Annotated in this window: 19 protein-coding genes; 14 read left to right on the plus strand and 5 right to left on the minus strand. The window is 64.9% G+C overall.

From position 1 onward, the window contains the following. The first annotated feature begins 22 nt into the window (after positions 1 to 22). Both AC3WN8_RS13930 and pip read left to right on the plus strand, forming a co-directional pair. Entirely contained in the window at positions 23 to 1,033 is a 1,011-nt protein-coding gene (locus tag AC3WN8_RS13930) for an N-acetyltransferase DgcN family protein (protein ID WP_492670042.1), read from the plus strand. A 118-nt stretch (positions 1,034 to 1,151) separates the two neighbouring features. Then, positions 1,152 to 2,237 (plus strand): prolyl aminopeptidase, encoded by a 1,086-nt coding sequence (pip, locus tag AC3WN8_RS13935; protein WP_492670043.1) that lies wholly within the window; start codon positions 1,152 to 1,154, stop codon positions 2,235 to 2,237. Between the two features lie 47 nt (positions 2,238 to 2,284). Here pip and AC3WN8_RS13940 read toward each other — a convergent pair whose 3' ends face one another. Both AC3WN8_RS13940 and AC3WN8_RS13945 read right to left on the minus strand, forming a co-directional pair. Next, a complete protein-coding gene (locus AC3WN8_RS13940) occupies positions 2,285 to 2,878 on the minus strand; it encodes a carbonic anhydrase (RefSeq protein ID WP_492670044.1) in 594 nt (197 codons plus the stop codon). Between the two features lie 109 nt (positions 2,879 to 2,987). Further along, positions 2,988 to 3,167: a DUF465 domain-containing protein gene (locus tag AC3WN8_RS13945; RefSeq protein WP_492670045.1), complete on the minus strand. Its 180-nt coding sequence runs from the start codon at positions 3,165 to 3,167 to the stop codon at positions 2,988 to 2,990. A 700-nt stretch (positions 3,168 to 3,867) separates the two neighbouring features. Here AC3WN8_RS13945 and AC3WN8_RS13950 point away from each other — a divergent pair. The 3 genes from AC3WN8_RS13950 to AC3WN8_RS13960 all read left to right on the plus strand — a co-directional run bounded on the left by AC3WN8_RS13950 (position 3,868) and on the right by AC3WN8_RS13960 (position 6,695). Beyond that, entirely contained in the window at positions 3,868 to 5,820 is a 1,953-nt protein-coding gene (locus AC3WN8_RS13950; RefSeq protein ID WP_492670046.1) for a serine hydrolase domain-containing protein, read from the plus strand. Continuing rightward, a complete protein-coding gene (locus AC3WN8_RS13955) occupies positions 5,817 to 5,993 on the plus strand; it encodes a hypothetical protein (RefSeq protein ID WP_492670047.1) in 177 nt (58 codons plus the stop codon). Before AC3WN8_RS13950 ends, AC3WN8_RS13955 begins: the two co-directional genes overlap by 4 nt. A 285-nt stretch (positions 5,994 to 6,278) precedes the next feature. Beyond that, the gene (locus tag AC3WN8_RS13960; RefSeq protein ID WP_492670048.1) at positions 6,279 to 6,695 is read left to right on the plus strand and encodes an FxLYD domain-containing protein; all 417 of its coding nucleotides are present in this window, start codon (positions 6,279 to 6,281) and stop codon (positions 6,693 to 6,695) included. A 68-nt stretch (positions 6,696 to 6,763) separates the two neighbouring features. Here the strand turns inward: AC3WN8_RS13960 and AC3WN8_RS13965 are convergent, their stop codons facing one another. Further along, a complete protein-coding gene (locus AC3WN8_RS13965; RefSeq protein ID WP_492670049.1) occupies positions 6,764 to 7,099 on the minus strand; it encodes a hypothetical protein in 336 nt (111 codons plus the stop codon). 151 nt (positions 7,100 to 7,250) lie between these two features. Further along, a complete protein-coding gene (locus tag AC3WN8_RS13970) occupies positions 7,251 to 7,478 on the minus strand; it encodes a hypothetical protein (RefSeq protein WP_492670050.1) in 228 nt (75 codons plus the stop codon). Positions 7,479 to 7,677: 199 nt separating this feature from the next. Here AC3WN8_RS13970 and AC3WN8_RS13975 point away from each other — a divergent pair, with 199 nt between their 5' ends. Both AC3WN8_RS13975 and AC3WN8_RS13980 read left to right on the plus strand, forming a co-directional pair. Beyond that, entirely contained in the window at positions 7,678 to 8,175 is a 498-nt protein-coding gene (locus AC3WN8_RS13975) for an FKBP-type peptidyl-prolyl cis-trans isomerase (protein ID WP_492670051.1), read from the plus strand. A 43-nt stretch (positions 8,176 to 8,218) separates the two neighbouring features. Further along, positions 8,219 to 8,686: a GNAT family N-acetyltransferase gene (locus AC3WN8_RS13980; protein ID WP_492670052.1), complete on the plus strand. Its 468-nt coding sequence runs from the start codon at positions 8,219 to 8,221 to the stop codon at positions 8,684 to 8,686. Positions 8,687 to 8,703: 17 nt separating this feature from the next. Here the strand turns inward: AC3WN8_RS13980 and AC3WN8_RS13985 are convergent, their stop codons facing one another. Continuing rightward, positions 8,704 to 9,978: an MFS transporter gene (locus AC3WN8_RS13985; RefSeq protein WP_492670053.1), complete on the minus strand. Its 1,275-nt coding sequence runs from the start codon at positions 9,976 to 9,978 to the stop codon at positions 8,704 to 8,706. Positions 9,979 to 10,055: 77 nt separating this feature from the next. On the opposite strand from AC3WN8_RS13985, the gene AC3WN8_RS13990 reads away from it, so the two are divergent. The 7 genes from AC3WN8_RS13990 (at position 10,056) to AC3WN8_RS14020 (ending at position 14,912) form a co-directional block, all read left to right on the plus strand. Further along, positions 10,056 to 10,643 carry a TetR/AcrR family transcriptional regulator gene (locus AC3WN8_RS13990; protein WP_492670054.1) on the plus strand — a complete coding sequence of 196 codons (588 nt, stop codon included), beginning with the start codon at positions 10,056 to 10,058 and terminating at the stop codon, positions 10,641 to 10,643. Positions 10,644 to 10,723: 80 nt separating this feature from the next. Beyond that, positions 10,724 to 11,494, plus strand: coding sequence for a MerR family transcriptional regulator (locus AC3WN8_RS13995; RefSeq protein WP_492670055.1), 771 nt, complete (start codon positions 10,724 to 10,726; stop codon positions 11,492 to 11,494). Positions 11,495 to 11,585: 91 nt separating this feature from the next. Continuing rightward, the gene (locus tag AC3WN8_RS14000) at positions 11,586 to 12,227 is read left to right on the plus strand and encodes a GNAT family N-acetyltransferase (RefSeq protein ID WP_492670056.1); all 642 of its coding nucleotides are present in this window, start codon (positions 11,586 to 11,588) and stop codon (positions 12,225 to 12,227) included. 116 nt (positions 12,228 to 12,343) lie between these two features. Further along, complete coding sequence (locus AC3WN8_RS14005; RefSeq protein ID WP_492670057.1) at positions 12,344 to 13,468, plus strand: dipeptidase; 1,125 nt, start codon at positions 12,344 to 12,346, stop codon at positions 13,466 to 13,468. A 92-nt stretch (positions 13,469 to 13,560) separates the two neighbouring features. Then, positions 13,561 to 13,872 (plus strand): ArsR/SmtB family transcription factor, encoded by a 312-nt coding sequence (locus AC3WN8_RS14010; protein ID WP_492670058.1) that lies wholly within the window; start codon positions 13,561 to 13,563, stop codon positions 13,870 to 13,872. Beyond that, the gene (locus tag AC3WN8_RS14015) at positions 13,872 to 14,228 is read left to right on the plus strand and encodes an SRPBCC family protein (protein WP_492670059.1); all 357 of its coding nucleotides are present in this window, start codon (positions 13,872 to 13,874) and stop codon (positions 14,226 to 14,228) included. Before AC3WN8_RS14010 ends, AC3WN8_RS14015 begins: the two co-directional genes overlap by 1 nt. 54 nt (positions 14,229 to 14,282) lie before the next feature. After that, positions 14,283 to 14,912, plus strand: coding sequence for an ATP-dependent Clp protease proteolytic subunit (locus tag AC3WN8_RS14020; protein ID WP_492670060.1), 630 nt, complete (start codon positions 14,283 to 14,285; stop codon positions 14,910 to 14,912). Positions 14,913 to 14,966: the final 54 nt, after the last annotated feature.

Consider the following 14,966-nt stretch of genomic DNA (forward strand, 5'->3'; position numbering starts at 1 on the left):
GCAGCAGAGAGAATGTCGAACCATGATTGAACTGCCTGCGCCCTATATCCTCTTTTTGGGTGATCCCTCTTCTTCAGCCTTTGCCAAGACCGCGCTTGGGTTGAAGGATTGGGCGCCCGAAAAATGCCTGGCCGAATTTGCGTGCGGCGCAAGCGCCTTCACGATCGGATTGCCGCGTCTTCCCCTGGCCGACGCCGTCGCGCGCGGCGCCCGATCGATGGTGATCGGCGTCGCGACGATCGGCGGCGGGATCCCCGACGAATGGATGCCCGATCTGGTCGCGGCGCTGGAAGCCGGACTGGATCTGGTTTCGGGAATGCATATCCGCCTCGCGGATATTCCGGTGCTGAAGGATACGGCCGAGCGGCATGGCCGCACCTTGTTCGACGTGCGGGTTCCGCCGTCGGACATTCCCATCGCGACCGGGCGCAAGCGCAGCGGCAAACGCCTGCTGACGGTCGGCACCGATTGCGCGCTCGGCAAGAAATATACCGCGCTCGCGCTTGCGAAGGCATTCCAGGCGCGTGGGCATGATGCGGACTTCCGCGCGACGGGGCAGACCGGGATCATGATCGCCGGTGGCGGTATGCCGATCGATGCGGTGATCTCCGATTTCGAGGCGGGCGCCGCGGAGATGCTCAGCCCCGATGCGCCGCCGGCGCATTGGGATGTGATCGAAGGGCAGGGCTCGATCTTCCATCCTGCCTATGCGGCGGTTTCGCTGGGTCTTCTCCATGGCAGCCAGCCCGATGTGATCGTCCTGTGCCATGCCGTCGGGCGCACCCATGTTGCGGGCTATCCGGCTTTCGAGACGCCCGGCATCGAAGAGGCGATCGCGCTGCACCTGCGGCTCGGCGCCAGAACCAATCCCGGGATCCGCTGTGCCGGCATCTCGCTCAACACCGCCGCGCTGACGCCCGACGAGGCCCAACGCGTGCTCGATGAAGAGAGTGCGAGGCTGAACCTGCCCGTCGCCGATCCGATCCGCGGCGGCGAAAGCCTTGCCCGGCTGGTGGATGCCTGTCTGGGGTGATGTGCCTCTCCATCCTCTCCGCGACATGTGTATAGAGCGGGGGCAGAGCGAACAGGTGCCCGGCGCCGTTTCGCGGATTGATGTGGTTGGCCGGATACCGAACAGGAAAGGACGGATTATGGATTTTTCGCAGCTGGAATCGTCGAGCAAGATTGGCGAAGGCTGGAAATATCCGCAGCCGCCCCTGCTCGACAGCGGATGGCTCCAGGTCGATGCGGAGCCGGCCCATCGGCTTTACTGGGAGGAGTATGGCAATCGCGACGGCGAGCCGGTGATGTTCCTCCATGGCGGTCCCGGCGGCGCATGCGCGCCGGTCATGGCGCGTTTCTTCGATCCCGCACGCTACCGCGTCATTCTTTTCGACCAGCGCGGATGCGGCAAGAGCGAGCCCAATGTCGCCTCGGCGGGGGCGGCGGTCGCGCTTCAGCGCAACACCACCGATCTGCTCATCGCGGATATCGAGAAGCTGCGCGACCATCTCGGCATCGCCGGTCCCATGCATGTCTTCGGCGGCAGCTGGGGCAGCACGCTCGCCATGGCCTATGCGATCGCGCATCCGGCCAATTGCGCCAGCCTGGTCCTGCGCGGCATCTTTCTCGGCTCGACGGCGGATCTCCATTATTTCTACCAGGGCAATGCGGCGACCTGGCATGAGGATCCGTACGGGCTCACCACGCCGGGCGCCTATATCCACTATCCCGACGAGTGGCGCGATTTCCTGGCGATCCTGACGCCGGAGGAGCGCCAGGACGTGATGGCATCGTACAAGGCGATCTTCGACCTGGTTCCGACGACGGCCGAGGCGCGCGAGCGGCAGCTTGCCGCGGCGCTCGCTTGGTCGGTCTGGGAAGGTGCTACCTCGAACATGATCCCGGAGGCTGCCGATACCGGGAAATTCGGCGAAGCGGATTTCGCACTCTGCTTCGCGCAGATCGAAGCGCATTATTTCGCGAACGCGCTGTTCCTGCCGGCCAGCCATTTCGAGGACAATGCGGCGACGCTGGCATCGATTCCGGTCCATATCGTCCATGGACGCTTCGACCAGGTCTGCCCGCTCACCCAGGCATCGCGCCTGGTCGCGGCATTGCAGGGTGCCGGCGCGGAGCCGGCCAGCCTGGTCTTCACCAATGCCGGGCACAGCGCGATGGAGCGCGAGAATGCGCTGGCGCTCACCGCGATCATGGACGGATTGCCGCGTATCTGACGAATGTTCCCGGAGCAGGGGTGTTTCCCTGCTCCGGATGCGAGGCTTCACGGCAGATCGAAGAAATCGACCTCGCCTCGTTCAAGGTGATAATAAGCGCCGACCACTTTCAGCTTTCCGGTCTTTTGCGGCTCGATCAGCAGAGGATCGCTCCCCTCGCGCAGCTTGCGCACCACGCGGCGGACATTCTGGCGCACCGCCGCTTCGGTCGGGTCGCCGGCTTCGCCGCGCGCTTCCAGAACGGCGGGGATGATCGGTTCCACCATATTGCCGATCGCGCCGGGAAAGCGGGCATTCTCGCTGACCACGGACATTGCGGCCTTCACCGCGCCGCAGCTTTCGTGGCCCATGACCACCACCAGCGACACGCCGAGTTCGGCCACCGCGAATTCGATCGATCCCATCGCGATGGTGTCGACGGTGTTGCCGGCATTGCGGATGATGAACAACTCGCCCAGGCCGCGGCCGAAGAGCAACTCGGGCGGAACCCGGCTATCGGAACAGGAGACATAGGCGCAGAAGGGGGCTTGCCCCTTGGCAAGCTCCAGGCGCCGGTCCGCGCCGATATCCGGTTCGATCTCGCCCGCCAGAAATGCGCGATTGCCTTCGCGCAGTCTCTGCAATGCCTCGTCAGGGGTCATCTTCACTCTTTTCCTTGAAGTTTCGGGATGTTGCATTCGGCAGCCACGCGCGGCGGGCGCCCATGCGGAGCGGCCCGGAGGACCCGGACCGCTCGTTCGGGTTTTCAGCTTAGCAAGCGACCGCCATTTCGCGGCGCCAATGGCCGTTCAGGCGATCCTTGACCGCGAGTTTCAGCTTCTTCAGCCTGAGCAGGCGGAACCTATCGGGCGCAAGACGCTTCGCTTCGCGCCTGATCTCCTGATCCAGACGACGATGCATCAGGCTCAACCGGTAAAATACAGCACTCATTACTGCCTCCAAATCGATGCGTTGATCGATCGGGCGCCCAGCCGCGTGCATGAGGAAAAGAACCCGCCATGCCAGCATCGGACCTGCCCGATGCGGTCCGACATCACGATCGTCTGATCGCCAGAGGGGCCCGGTCCGCTCCTCGATTGTATGGAGTGGATGGATGGATTCAAGGTGAGTGGCGGGTATTTGAGTCAGTAATATATTTGTCTGCTGAGTAATTTTTCCAAAAAATCTGCTTAATATGCCTCAAAACGCAACGTTTCCGGGAGGTGTGTCCATATGTTTCTGGAATGTTTCTGATGTCTTATATTTTGAAACGATGATTTTCGGGATTCCTGATCCGGTTGTTATTGGGTGTCGCGTTTTCGTCTGTAATTGTGGCGGGCGTCGCATCCGCCAGAGCTGCCGCGCAGCTGCTCGCACCCATCTCGTGCCCGGCCGAAAGCGTCCACCGCCGCCCGCGGAGCCGCGTCGCAAGATCCGGCGAGACCCGCGTATCGAAAAGCGGCACGCGAGGCGGAGAGAGCGCGATTGACGCGGTCGCACTGTATTAGATCGCTATAACAATCAATATTGACATTTCTCAGATTAAGACGCTTGTTTCCGATCAGGCTGGCTTTGGCGGGCTTCGCGCGGGTCGACTCGGCGAGGCCATCATGTCCAGGCCGGTTTCCAACGATCGATTGAGAGGTTCGCCGTGAAATTCGCACTCGCCCTGGCGCTGATGTGCCTGCCCATGCCGCTGCTTGCACAAGCGCCAGCCGCCGACACGCCGGGCAAGACCGCATCGGGGATGAGCTATACCCAGCCCAAGGATTGGAATCTGGCGGTGAAAGGGCCGGCGACGATCCTGTCTTCGCCCGAGACCGATCTCAATATCGCCGTGATCGAAATCGGCGCCGCCGCCGATGCGCAGGCCGCAGCGGCCAAGGCCTGGTCGCTCTACAAGCCCGGCGTGACTCGCGCGGTACGGCTGGTCAGTCCCGTCGCGCGCGGCGATGGCTGGGACGAGCGCGTCAGCATCTCGTATGAAACCTCGCCCAGCGAGCGCGCCGTCGCCTCGGCCATGGCGCTGCGCAAGGACAGTATTTGGACCGTGATGATCGCGGATGGCGCGGAATCGACCGCCAACAAGCGCTCGGCCGCACTGTCGATCATCCAGGGCAGCCTGCGCCCCGCCGGCTATGCGCCCGAGACCTTCGCCGGCAAGGCGGCGCATCGGCTGACCCCCGAGCGGATTCAGTTGTTGCGCGATTTCATCGCCGAATCCGCCAAGGAACTCGAAGTGCCGGGCGTCGGCATCGCGCTGATCGACAAGGGCAAAGTCGTCTGGGAGGGCGGCGTCGGCGTGCGTGAACTCGGTTCGACCGAGCCGGTGACCGCGCACACCAAATTCATGGTCGCGTCGAACACCAAGGGCATGGCCACGCTGCTGCTCTCCGTGCTGGCCGACGAAGGCAAGCTGCGCTGGGACCAGCATGTCACCGATCTCTATCCATCGTTCCGCCTGGGCAGCGACGAAGTGACCAAGTCCGTGCTTGTCCGGCATCTGGTCTGCGCGTGCACCGGCCTGCCGCGTAAGGATTATGCATTCATCCTGGCCGATGCCGGCGCGCCTGCGTCCGACACGTTCCGCCAGCTCGCGGAGACGCAGCCGACCAGCAAGTTCGGCGAACTGTTCCAGTATAACAATCTGATGGCCTCGGCCGCGGGCTATTTGGGCGGCCATCTGGCCTATCCGAAGATGGAGCTGGGCGCGGCCTTCGACAAGGCGATGCAGACCCGCATCTTCGGACCGCTCGGCATGCGCGACACGACATTCGACAATGTAGCGGCCGAGCGCGGCGATTGGGCACGTCCCCATGGCCTCGACGTCGACGGCCGCATGGTCGAGATCCCCAACACCTTCAACCACCTGATCGTCCCGCATCGCCCCGCTGGCGGTGCCTGGTCGAGCGCGGCGGACATGGCGCGCTATGCGCAGCTCGAACTGTCCAAGGGGCTGACGCCGGAGGGCAAGCGGATCGTGAGCGAGGCCAATCTGCTCGAGCGCCGCAAGCATGGCGTGCCGATTGGGGAGAATGGCTGGTACGGCATGGGCCTGATGGAGCGCATCGTCTCGGGCGTGACTGTCGTCACGCATGGCGGCACGCTGCAGGGCTATCACAGCAGCTTCTTCGCGCTGCCCGACGAAGGCATCGGCGCGGTCATCCTGACCAATGCGGATCCCGGCGCATCGATGATCGCACCGTTCCTCCGCCGCATTCTGGAAGTGGTCTATGATGGCAAGCCGGAGGCGGCCGCCGACGTCGCCTCGGTCGCTGCGCGCATCAAGGCGCAGGCGCAGGCCCGCCGCGCGAAGCTGACCGTGCCCGGCGATCCGGCGGTGCTGGCTGGGCTCGCCGCAAACTATCGCAGCCAGATCGACGGCAAGATCGCTTTCAGCGATCGGGGCGGCACGAAATGGATGAAGGCAGGCTTCATCGAAGGACCCGTTGCCACCCGCAAGAATGCCGACGGCACGGTCTCGATCGTCTCTGCCGGCGGCGGCGCGATCGGCGTCGATGCGGTCATCGGCGCCAGGGACGGGCAGCGCACGCTGACCGTGCGGGATAGTCAGCACGAATATATCTATACGGAAGTGCGTTGACGCCCCGCATTCCCATCCTGCTGGCCTTCGCGGTGGGCTTTCTCTGCGTCAGGCTTTTGAGGCATATCGGGGCGCCGGACTGGATCGTCTGGTTCGGCCCGGCGCTCTGCCTGATCGCGTTTTCGCTCCATATGCGCAGGCGACGGCGTGCGCGGGGTGAGGGCGGGATCTGACGAAGAGCGGTGCGCCGCGAACCCATTGCGGGCATTTCGCGGCTGCGTCTAAACTCTCCGCATGTGCGTGGGCCGTCCGTGAGCGGTGACCTGCATCGTCATGCTGAACTCGTTTCGGCATCCATGCTTCAATCCGAACCGCAGCGAAAATCCGGGCATGGACCCTGAAACGCGTTCGGGGTGACGAAAGCGCCTGCACCAATTCTCCTTCCAGCCGGGATCAGCGCTGCAACGCTGTGCGCCATACCTGTGCCGTCGCGTTGCTTGCGGCATGGAGAGACGGTGATGCTGAAACGGCATTGGGTGGGAATTGGCGTCGTTGCGATCGTCGGCGCGTCTCTGGGCGTCTTGCTGGGTATGGCGGCCGGTGAGGATGACGACAGCATCGTGCTGACCCGCAACGACGTTGTGCGCGGGCCGACGGGCGATCCGGTGTGGCGCGGCGCCTTCACCAACCGTACCGACAGTCTGCACCGCAACCTCTATGTCGAGATCCGTTTCCTCGATCGGCGCGGCCGCGCCGTGGGCAGCGTCGGTGGTCGCGCGGAGCGGCTGGAGCCCGGCGAAAGCATGGCACTGGACGTGCCATTGCCCGCGCGGGCCGTATCGGTCCAGCTTTCCGCCCTGCGCTGGCGCATGCGCGACGTCCATGCCGAGCTGGGGCCGTACAAGCCCTGGCCGTTCGGCTATCTTCAGGCTTAGCTTGATTTTGCACGCTATTTTGCGGGCGATTGATCGACGGTTTTCGAGGCCGGAGCGGCGCGGGAGACCTAGACGACGGCCACCAATGATGCGTGGAATGCAACGCGGCGCACATCCCATAGCGCGACAAGTTCATCGGCATCGACTGGCGGGCTCTGGCGCATCTGTTCGGCACGGAAGGCGTTCTGCGCCTTCAGATTTTCCTGGTAGCAAAGCTGCAGCGTGGTCTCGGCGATGCGATCGGGACTGTCGCCCGGCTGCTTTGTGGCGAGGCCGAGCGCGTGGCCGGTGGCACATTGCCTGAGCGCCTCGGGGACATCGGCGACCGGCTCGGCGCAATGAGCCGTGGCGGTGATTGCGAGAGTAAATATTGCCGATACGGCAACGGCGAGGCGATGAGGCATGGATGTCCTTAATTCAGGGCTTCGGGGGGAGTATCGGGGCGAGCAAGCGCCGGCGCTATTCCTGGAGGCTGCGCGTTGCCCGTTGCATGGCGCGCGCGACTGGCCCATCTCGCTTGGGGCCTTGTCGGTTCCCAGCAAAAGCTTGTCCCGGCTAAAGCCTTGTCCAATAAGCGCGCATACCGATAGCCGACCCTGTACAAAGCGCGATACCCAAAACTGCGCGGGCAATACCGCCAAGTGAGTGGGCGTCGGCACCGACGATCAGGACGACACCCACCACCATCGCAATGGCAGCAAATGCTGTTGCCGTCCTGTGGATTGCCCTGTCCTGGTCCTGCGGAGAGTAGATGGGCGCTTCCTTCCTTGCCTGCTGGCTCATGCGGCGCAAGCCTATCGACGCAGGGGGAAATGGTCGATCCCAACTTGGAAAAGCGCTGGCTACGCGCGCCGCATTGCCTATCCCGCGCCGACAGCTTACCGGCCACCAACGCCGCACGCATCATGTGCGGACTTCGCGCGCTCGCGCATCATGTTCGATGTCGGCCGATGCGGCGCGACGGTAGGAAGGGGAGGCTATAATGGGTTTCACACGGATGGCGTCGGCCATGGCAATCGCAATGGCTTGTGCCGCCCCGGCACTGGCGCAGCCGGCTCCGCCCGCAGGCCCCAGCCAGGACGCCGCTTATCACAATCGCCAGATGCTCTATCTGCTGACCCTGCCCGCATCGGAAGGCTGGCGGGCGACGGCGAGCGGCATTCGCTATCGCCGGGTGAAGGGTGACGGATCGGGGCCGCGACCGACCGTCGCGGACGTCGTGACCATCCATTATGCCGGGCGGCTGATTGACGGCACCGAATTCGACAGCTCGATCGCGCGCGGCGAGCCTGCGACCTTTCCGCTGCGCGGCCTGATCCGTGGCTGGCAGGAAGGCGTGCCGCTGATGAGCGTCGGCGACACCTTCGAATTCGCGATCCCGCAGAACCTGGCCTATGGCCCTATCGGCCGCGGCCCCATTCCGGGTGGCGCGACCTTGGTCTTCACCATCGAATTGCTGGGCATTGTCGGGCCGGAGTGATGCCCGGGACAATGCGCGCGCATTGTCCCGTTCGAGGGACATGATGATCGTCGAAACCACCGCAGCGGATTACGCCGCTTTCCTGCGGAGCCGCGCGCCGCGGGATTTCGCGCTGGCGGACACACCGATCGCGCCGGTCGAGATACTCGAGATGCTGGCCGGGCTCGCCGCGCAGATCCGGGAAAGCTTCTCGCCTGCGTCATGGCTGATCGTCGCGGACAATGAAGTGGTCGGGCTCTGCTCGGTCACGCGTCCGCCCCGGGACGGCATCGTCGATATCGGTTACGGCATCGCACCCAGCCGGCAGCGGCGCGGCCTGGCGAGCGATGCGATCCGCGATGTCGTCGCCTGGGCGCGCACCGATGCGCGGGTCTCCGCCGTCACCGCGGAAACCGGCGTCGAGAACATCGCCTCGCAAACCGTGCTTGCCCGCAACGGCTTCGTCCGTATCGGCGAGCGGCTGGACGAAGAGGATGGTCCGCTGATCTGCTGGCGCTGCCCGACGGAATAGCGGAGACCAGCCTGGGCCTATGCACGCAGGGCCCGCCAGGATGCGACATATCCGCCGAAGGCGACCAGGCTGGAGACCGACAGGACCAGCGCCAGCGAGGTCGCAAGCGCGCCGCCCTCACCGATCCACGCCACCAATGTCGGCGCCGCCGCAAAGCTGATCAGCGCTGTGGGTACGCCGCATATGCCGAACCACAGTCCGCGCAGCTCGTTGGGGATCGCCAGCACCCCAACCGTGGAGCTGCTGAGCCCGGCCGCCGCATGCGCCATCATCAGCACCGACAGCAATGCTGCCGAGATGGCCGTATTCGCGCTGAGGGGAAACAGCGCGGCAGGCACCGCGATGGCCGATGCGAACACCGCGACAAGGATCGTGCCGCCACGCCGCGTGCGCAGCCGGTCGACCATCACGCCGCCGAGCGCGGCGCCGATCAGCGGCGGTACCGTCATGATGACGGCGGCCAGGCTGCCGACCTGCATGGGGGACAGGCCGAAATCGCGCATGAAGATCGGCACCGCCCAGACCGACGCCGCATTGTTCGCGGTGATCATCGCGATCTGTGCCAGCAGGAGCGGCCAAAGAAAGCCGCCGAGCCGCCGCAACGCATGCCACCCCTGGAGAAGCCCTGCGCCCGCTTTGCCGCATTCGTGGCGAACCGGCTCGTTCACCCGGAGAAGGGGCAGGGCGAGCAACAGCCCGGCAATCCCGAACAGGATCTGGACGTTGCGCCAGTCGCCATGGCCGGACGCCAGCGGCAGATATCCGGCCAGCGGCAGCAGCCAGCCCCCCAGCGCGAAGCCCAGCGCCGATCCGCCATATTCGCCGACCACGATCATGATATTGGCCCGGCCGCGCTGTTCCGGTGGAAACAGGTCGGCGACGAGCGAGAATATCACCGCTTCCTCCAGCATGCCGAGCCCGGCAAATGCGCGCCAGGTGACGAGATCGCCGAACGAAGCGGAAAAGCCCGTCGCCATCGACCCCAGCATCGTCAGCATCGCGAGCATGATCAGGATGTGCGTGCGGTTGCGCGTGTCGATCATCCGCCCGAGCATGATCGACAGCAGCGCGGAGGGGATCGACATCGCCGCGCCCTGCACCAGGCTGAGCTGGATATCGCTCAGCGCCAGATCCGCCTTCGCCAGATCCTGCAAGGGACTGAAGACCGAGCGTGCGGCCCAGGCCGATCCCAGCACCGCGCAGAGCAAGGCCAGCCGGGCGACCGCGCCGGCATCCCATCCGGCCTCTGCCCGGCGCGGGGCGATCGGGGCGGGCGGGGGCAAACAAGTCATTGAGACTGACTAGTCGGTTCCTTATACCGCCGCAATCGACCGGCCATGAGCGGGCGGCAAGCGCGGACAGGACAGACATGCCGAAACTCGACGAAGCCACGATGCGCCAGCGACGCCAGCATATCGTGGACGCCGCGATGCGCCAGTTCGAGAAACGCGGCTTCGGCGGGGCATCGGTCGACGATATCTGCGCGGAAGCGGGGATCAGCAAGGGCGCGCTCTATACCCATTTCGCCAGCAAGGATGCGATCATGCTGGCGCTGATCGGCCAGCGCGGCGACGTCTATCGCGCGATCACGGCATCGACGCTGGCCGAGCTGGAGGATGTGATCTTCGAACTCATGCTGCGCGGCCTCAGCTATACCGACAGCCGGCTGGAGATGGAGGCGGTGACGATCGGCGCCTCCAACGACGCGATCCGCGCCGCGCTGATCGCCAATTCCGAGCTGTGGGAAACCCGGATCCGCGACGTGATCGAGGAATTGCGGCGCGACGGCAAGGTGGAGCTGGTCAACGGCGTCGATGCGGCGGAAGCCACGATCATGATCCACACTTTTGTCCTCGGGCGCCTGTCCCACCAGATCTACAAGACCGCCAATCTCGACGCGGAGGCGCGTCGCGGGCTGGCGATCACGATGAGCGGGGTCGTCCGCGCACTGGGATAGGGATGCCGGTTGCCGGGGGTTGACCCTGACGCGGCGTGAGGGATTATCGGGCGTCCTGCGGACATTCGCGGGAGATGCAGATGCAGAGATACACGGTCAGTGAAGTGGCGGCGATGGCGCATGTTTCCGTGCGCACGCTGCATCACTATCACGAGATCGGCCTGCTCGAACCCGCTTATGTCGGCGCGAACGGCTATCGCTATTATTGCCGCGAGGAATTGCTGCGGCTGCAGCAGATCCTGATCCACCGCGCGCTCGGCATCCCGCTGGGCAGGATCGGTGCGATCCTCGATGCCCCCGACTTCGATCGCCTCGCGGCGCTCAGGGGGCAGCGTGCGCGCATCGCCGAGCAAGCGGCCCGTTCCGCCGAAATCCTCCGGACGATCGACCGCACGATCGCCGCACTTGAAGGAGATCGTGCAATGAAGGACGCAGAACTCTATTCCGGTATCGTCGATCCGGAGACGCAGGCCGCATATGAGGCCTGGCTCGAAGAAAGGCACGGTTCCCGGATCAGGGCGCAGCTGGAAACCGGCCGTCGTAGGATGGAACGCCTGTCCACGGCGGAGAAGGACGCGATGATGGCCGAGCTCAAAGCGGTCGAGCAGGGGCTGGCTGCGGCGCTCCGCGGCGGCGTTCTGCCCGAGGCGTGCTCGCTCGATCCCCTGATCGAACGGCACTTCGCCTGGGTGGAATCGAGCTGGGGCGGGACCGCGACGGTGTCCGCCTATGCCGGGCTGGCGGATACCTATCTCGCCCATCCCGACTTCGTCGCGCGTTACGAACGCATCGCGCCCGGCTTCGCCGAATTCCTGGCGGCGGCCATGCGGAACTGGGCGGCCCGGCAATAGGGCCGGGCATATTCGAGAGCGGGATCGAACGCTGTCGCCATCTTCGCCTTTATGACGCACAGTGCGGCGGGAGAGGGGGCTGGCCACGTCCATGAGCGATACGGCAATCGATCCGATGATGCTCCATGCCTGGCTGGCGGCGCGTTCGCTCGCGCGCGGCCTGCCGGCGCCGGTTGCCGATCATGGCGGCTATCGTGTCGATACCAACTCGGCGACCGAGGCGAAGCGCTGGGTATTTCCAAAACCCTGTCCGGGGCTTGTCGAACTTGGCCGGACGATCGTCGCGCCCGGACATGCCCTGAAACTGTGCGGGACTTTGGATGAATTGCGCGCGGCGCTGCCGAGGCGCTGGCGGCTGCACGACCCCGGCTATTTCATGATCGCCACCAATGGCGACCATGCCGAACGGCCGATCGCAAAGGGCTATACGATCGAGACCGATCGCAACGGCGCGGTCGTCGCGGTGCGGGTCAGGTCGGGCGCGGGGGATCTGGCGGCCAGCGGATATGCCGCCGAAACGCCCGAGGCATTCATCTACGACCGCATCGAGACGGCGCCCGAGCACCGCCGGCAGGGCGTGGGCAACGCCGTCATGGCGGCGCTCCGCGGTACGAAGCGGAACCGGGACACGCCGGAACTGCTGGTCGCGACGCAGGATGGCCGGGCGCTCTATCTGGCGCTGGGGTGGCGGACCATCTCGGCCTATTCCACTGCCTCGATCGCCGAGGCCTGACGCCGGCCCGGATCCCGGCGATCCGCAGGATTTCTGGTCCTCTGACCCAGCTTTATTGCTTTGCGTCGGGCTTCGTCCGTCACCCATTGAGGGCGGGAGGACGAAGGGAGTGGACGATGGTGGAATTCTCACGGCGACAGGTGATGCTGGGCGCCACGGCGGCGGTTGCGGCGCCGTTCATCAGCAGGCCGGTGCGCGCGGAGAACGCCGCCTATCCGCCGCGCGCCTATCCCAAACGCGTCGTCGATCTGGTCAAGGAGACATTGGTCATCGACATGCTGCACCCGATCAAGATCGACGAGGCGCCGGCGCCGATGACCGAAAAGCTGGCCAATGAATACAGGACCAGCGGCATCACCGGCATGCTCCACGGCGTCGGGCTCGGCGGGCCGGACGCGCGCGACCAGGTGCTCTCCTTCTACACGATGTGGGGCCATTATGTGGCGGTCAACTCGCACGTCTTCACCGGCGTCGATACCGTGGCGGACATCGTCCGCGCCAAGCGCGACGGCAAATGCGCGGTGATCATGGGCATGCAGAATTCGGATCATTTCAACAAGCCGGAGGACGTCGCCTTTTTCCACAAGCTCGGCCAGCGCGTCTCCCAGCTCACCTACAACACGCAGAACCGCCTCGGATCGGGATCGACCGAACGCGTCGACGGCGGCATCACCGATTATGGCGTGTCGATCATCGAGGCGATGCACAGGGCCGGCATGCTCATCGACGTCTCGCATTGCGGCGACCGCACCACGCTCGACGCGATCGCGCTGTCGAACAGGCCGATCGCGATCACCCACAGCAATTGCCGCGCGCTCAACGACCATCCCCGGCTGAAGACCGACGAGGCGATCAAGGCCTGCGCCGCCAAGGGCGGCGTGATGGGCATCGCCGGCGTGCGCAATTTCGTGAGCAAGAAGGAGCCGACGACCTTGCCCGACATGGTCGACCATATCGACCATGCGGTGAAGCTGGTCGGCATCGATCATGTCGGCATCGGCGGCGATCTCGACATCCATGGCTATGACGACATGCCGCCCGCGCTGAAAAAGGCGATGATCGGCAGCCTGAAATCGAGCTACCTGTTCCGCGACAAGATCGACACCGACGGCTACGACCATCCCCGCCGCATCTACGACCTGACCGAGGAGCTGCTGCGCCGCAACTATTCCAGGGACAATGTCCGGGCGATCCTCGGCGGCAATTTCCAGCGCCTGCTGACCGAAATCTGGGGCGGTTAGCGCGGCGGCATCCAGGGCGGGCGTTCACGCTCGTAGCTGAGCGGCCAAATTCCGTGCTTGCGAATCGCATAAGTATGTACTTATGTGTTGGCATGATCGAGACCGAGATATTCAAGGCGCTGGCGGATCCGACCCGCCATGCCATTTTCGAGAAGCTGGCGGCGGGCGGCATGAATGCCAGCGCGCTGCGGCAGGGTATGTCGATCAGCCAGCCGGCCATGTCGCAGCATCTGTCGGTGCTGCGCCGCGCGCGGCTGGTGCGGGAGGAACGGCAGGGCCGTTTCGTGAATTATCGCGTCGATCCCGACGGCCTGGCGCTGGTGGCCGGATGGCTTGCGAAATATCGCGCCTATTGGCCCGCGCGCATCGACGCCCTGAAGATCGTGCTGGAGGACATGGACTGATGAGCGAGATGGAGAGCAGGGCGGCGGAAGAGCTGGTGTTCGACTATGAGCTCGACGCACCGCCCGAAAAGGTCTGGCGTGCGATCAGCATGCCGGCATTCCGCGAGAAATGGCTGCCCGGCGGCGACCTGGCCGAAGCCGAGCCGATCGCTTCGGCGCCCGGCGAGGAAATCCGCTACCGGATGCGCGACGGCGAGCCGCCTTTCCTCGAAAGCATCGTGACCTTTCGGGTCGATCCCAATGCGGTGGGCGGCACCAGGCTGAGGATCGTCCACGGATTGGCGGATACGCGGCAAGAGCGCCGGCCGCCATATGCGGCGAACGCCAACGGATCCGTGCTGATGCGCGCCGCCTGACGCTGCGGCCGGCCGCGGCCATTTCCATCAAGACCGGAAGAAAGGAATTCGCGCATGCGCGAAGCGATGCAACTCGTCCCCATGGTGGTCGAACAATCCAGCCGCGGCGAACGGTCGTTCGACATCTATTCGCGGCTGCTGCGCGAACGGATCATCTTCCTGAACGGAGAGGTGAACGACACCATGTCCGCGCTGGTCTGCGCGCAGATGCTGTTCCTGGAAGCGGAAAATCCCAAACTGCCCATCCGGCTGTACATCAACTCGCCCGGCGGCGTGGTGACCAGCGGCTTCGCGATGTACGACACCATGCGCTATGTCCGCGCGCCCGTGCATACGCTCTGCATGGGCACCGCCCGATCGATGGGATCGTTCCTGCTGATGGCCGGCGCCCCCGGCGAGCGCGTCGCATTGCCCAATGCCAGCATCCTCGTCCATCAGCCGTCGGGCGGTTTCCAGGGGCAGGCGTCGGACATGCTGATCCATGCCGAAGAGATCAAGCGGACCAAGCACCGCATGACCCGGCTTTACGCCGAGCATTGCGGGCGGTCCTATGAGGACTTCGAACGCGCCATGGATCGCGACCGGTTCATGACCGCGGAAGAGGCGCTGGACTGGGGCCTGATCGACCGGATCATGACCGAACGCGAGATGCCGGCGGAAAACGGCGCTTTCCGGACCAACTGAGATCGTCACGAGGGCGAGCACGCCGCCCACAAAAATAATCCCTGGGGCCATGTC

Source organism: Sphingobium sp. FW305-3-2-15-F-TSA7, assembly GCF_058787155.1.

Bases quoted from the DNA above. Each gene is read 5' to 3' on its own strand.
- AC3WN8_RS13930 (WP_492670042.1), top strand. From the start codon at position 23: ATGATTGAACTGCCTGCGCCCTATATCCTCTTTTTGGGTGATCCCTCT.
- pip (WP_492670043.1), top strand. From the start codon at position 1,152: ATGGATTTTTCGCAGCTGGAATCGTCGAGCAAGATTGGCGAAGGCTGG.
- AC3WN8_RS13940 (WP_492670044.1), bottom strand. From the start codon at position 2,878: ATGACCCCTGACGAGGCATTGCAGAGACTGCGCGAAGGCAATCGCGCA.
- AC3WN8_RS13945 (WP_492670045.1), bottom strand. From the start codon at position 3,167: ATGAGTGCTGTATTTTACCGGTTGAGCCTGATGCATCGTCGTCTGGAT.
- AC3WN8_RS13960 (WP_492670048.1), top strand. From the start codon at position 6,279: ATGCTGAAACGGCATTGGGTGGGAATTGGCGTCGTTGCGATCGTCGGC.
- AC3WN8_RS13965 (WP_492670049.1), bottom strand. From the start codon at position 7,099: ATGCCTCATCGCCTCGCCGTTGCCGTATCGGCAATATTTACTCTCGCA.
- AC3WN8_RS13970 (WP_492670050.1), bottom strand. From the start codon at position 7,478: ATGAGCCAGCAGGCAAGGAAGGAAGCGCCCATCTACTCTCCGCAGGAC.
- AC3WN8_RS13975 (WP_492670051.1), top strand. From the start codon at position 7,678: ATGGGTTTCACACGGATGGCGTCGGCCATGGCAATCGCAATGGCTTGT.
- AC3WN8_RS13980 (WP_492670052.1), top strand. From the start codon at position 8,219: ATGATCGTCGAAACCACCGCAGCGGATTACGCCGCTTTCCTGCGGAGC.
- AC3WN8_RS13985 (WP_492670053.1), bottom strand. From the start codon at position 9,978: ATGACTTGTTTGCCCCCGCCCGCCCCGATCGCCCCGCGCCGGGCAGAG.
- AC3WN8_RS13990 (WP_492670054.1), top strand. From the start codon at position 10,056: ATGCCGAAACTCGACGAAGCCACGATGCGCCAGCGACGCCAGCATATC.
- AC3WN8_RS13995 (WP_492670055.1), top strand. From the start codon at position 10,724: ATGCAGAGATACACGGTCAGTGAAGTGGCGGCGATGGCGCATGTTTCC.
- AC3WN8_RS14000 (WP_492670056.1), top strand. From the start codon at position 11,586: ATGAGCGATACGGCAATCGATCCGATGATGCTCCATGCCTGGCTGGCG.
- AC3WN8_RS14005 (WP_492670057.1), top strand. From the start codon at position 12,344: ATGGTGGAATTCTCACGGCGACAGGTGATGCTGGGCGCCACGGCGGCG.
- AC3WN8_RS14010 (WP_492670058.1), top strand. From the start codon at position 13,561: ATGATCGAGACCGAGATATTCAAGGCGCTGGCGGATCCGACCCGCCAT.
- AC3WN8_RS14015 (WP_492670059.1), top strand. From the start codon at position 13,872: ATGAGCGAGATGGAGAGCAGGGCGGCGGAAGAGCTGGTGTTCGACTAT.
- AC3WN8_RS14020 (WP_492670060.1), top strand. From the start codon at position 14,283: ATGCGCGAAGCGATGCAACTCGTCCCCATGGTGGTCGAACAATCCAGC.